This window comes from Streptomyces sp. NPDC102437 (assembly GCF_044765565.1).
Classification (GTDB): Bacteria; Actinomycetota; Actinomycetes; order Streptomycetales; family Streptomycetaceae; genus Streptomyces.
Window position 1 is genome coordinate 1 of record NZ_JBIWKI010000139.1, and the last position, 2,526, is coordinate 2,526.

Genomic DNA, 2,526 nt, shown 5'->3' on the forward strand with positions numbered 1-2,526 from the left:
GCTTTCAGTGCGACGTGAAGTCGCTGTCATGCAGTGGTAGTTGCAAGGAGAGGAGTCGACTGCCCCGGCCTGTGACCGATGGCCGGTCCCCAGCCTCGGGTGCGTCTGCGGTGACGCGGGGGTGCTGAGCCGAGGTGGTCAAGCTCAAGGGCACGATGGGCCATCATCACGCCACAAGCGAAGGGGAAGTCCGAGCGGGCGAGCGAAAGCGAACCCTTGTCCTTACGAGCCGACATGAGGAACACCGCGTCAATGGCGAAGCGGTCGGCGGTGGGAACTCCTTGCATTGAGAAGTGCGACACGACGCGAGCTGTATTGAAAGAGGCTCAAGGGAACCTCTGGTTTCCAGCGTAGGTCACCGTGGGAGTCGGTTTAGAGAGGGCGCCCTGTCCGGACGTAACTGTTGGCAGTGGAACACGGGAACCCCGTACGGGTCCGGCTGGTCAGCCGGTAAGCCGGAGGCAACGAAGGCAGAACTCCGGTGCGGGAACAGGATGTCCCAAGAAGCGAATGCCGCTGGGGCGAAAGCCCAGAGGAAAGCTCGGGTCCTGGGGACTCTCCCCCTCCGGGTATAACTCGGCGGATACCAGCTTTGTAGCTGGGCTCGAAAGAGCGCTGACGTGGGACAGGTAGGCCATGTAGAGCCAACGGGCAAAACCTTGCACCGAGGCGCAAGTTAGACAGGAGGAGGGGCGACAATGTCTTTGGTGTCGCAGTGTGCCCTCCCGATGAACGGACCCGAGGGCGACGCAGAATTCTGGGCCGGTATCGATTGGCGCTCAGAAGAAGCATCCGTAAAGCGGCTGCGCCAGAGGATCTACAGGGCCGCACGGAACGGCGACATGAAGCGGGTGCGCAACCTGCAAAAGCTCATGCTGCGATCCAAGGCGAACAGCTTGACAAGTGTTCGCCGGGTGGCACAGCAGAGCACCGGAAAGAAGACGGCGGGTATTGATGGGGTCGTCGCGCTGACTCCGAAGGACCGGGGTGCTCTGGCGCGGAAGACTCTCGCTGAACCGGATATCCCGGCAAAGCCCGTCAAGCGTGTGTACATCCCGAAGGCAAATGGGAAGACCCGACCGTTGGGCATTCCTGTCATACGCGACCGCGCAAACCAGGCGAGGGTGAAGAACGCTCTAGAGCCGGAATGGGAAGCGCGGTTCGACGGTCGAACCTACGGGTTCCGGCCGGGGCGCGGATGCGCTGACGCGATCGGGGCTATCTTCCAGATAGCCTGCCAGAAGACCGCAAAACGGCTGTGGGTTCTCGACGCGGACCTGTCGGCGGCCTTCGACCGCATCAGCCACAGTCACCTCATGGACTCCATCGGCCTGTTTCCGGGCCGGCGGCAGATCAGAGGATGGTTGCGCGCTGGGGTCATGGAGGAGGGCACTTACGCACACACGATCGAAGGCACGCCGCAAGGCGGAGTCATCAGTCCTCTGTTGCTCAATGTGGCCCTGCACGGGATGGGGGGCGCGATTAACGCAAATGTTCCCGCCAAAGGGACAAGGCATGTTCCCCCCGCTCTTGTTCTGTACGCCGATGACTTCGTGGTGTTGTGCGCCTCGGAGTCGGAGGCGCATGATCTGCAAACGAAGTTGGCTGTCTGGCTCCAGCCGAGAGGGCTTTCTTTCAACGAGGAGAAGACGCGTGTCGTCCATCTCGCTGATGGATTTGACTTCCTCGGATTCAACGTCAGGCGCTACGACCAGAAGCTGATCATCAAGCCGAGCAAGGATGCAGTACAACGGGTCAAGAAGAAGATAAGGACCATCATCCGACAACACCGGGGCGCACCCGCCGAACGCCTGGCTGGCGCCCTCGGACCTCTTGTTCGAGGATGGTCCATCTACTATCGGCACGTTGTCTCGAAGGAAACTTTCAGGAAGCTGGACGACTTCACGCACCACGCCTTGAGAAGGTGGGCGATCTACTGCAATCGACGGAAGACGCCCCGCTGGCTCCGGGAGCGGTATTGGGGGAAGTTCGACAAAAGTCGAGAGGACAGGTGGGTCTTCGGCTCCAAAGCCGGATACTTGCCCAAGTTCGCCTGGACCGGAATCGTCCGGCACGTGATGGTCAAGGGAGACTCCTCCCAGGACGACGCGGAACTGGACAGCTACTGGAGAAAACGAGCCCGAAAGCGGATGCCAGGAGTGGAATCCAAACGGATTCTTTTGCTAGCAGCCCGACAGAAGGGACTGTGCCCCAGATGCGGGCAGGACCTGATCGAAGGCGCGGGGTACGACCCTGATGACGTCAACGATTGGGCCCGCTGGTTCACGGCCTCATACCGGGGAATTCACGTGCACCATCTGCAATACCGCAGCCGGGGTGGAAGCGACCACCTCGACAATCTGGAAGTCGTACACACTCTGTGCCACCGGCAGCTGCACGCCGGTGACCGGAAGAATGGCACCGAACTGAGCGGCCATAGGCCCGCTTGAGCCGTGTGCGCTGGAAGGCGCAAGCACGGTTCTGAGGGGGCGGGGACGCAGCGATGCGTCCCCGCTACCCGACCGA

At 61.4% G+C, this 2,526-nt stretch carries 1 protein-coding gene; it reads left to right on the forward strand.

All coding sequences use genetic code 11. The features are described from left to right. Positions 1–728: 728 nt before the first annotated feature. A complete protein-coding gene (ltrA, locus tag ACIRJP_RS42350) occupies positions 729–2,450 on the forward strand; it encodes a group II intron reverse transcriptase/maturase (protein ID WP_404186545.1) in 1,722 nt (573 codons plus the stop codon). Positions 2,451–2,526: the final 76 nt, after the last annotated feature.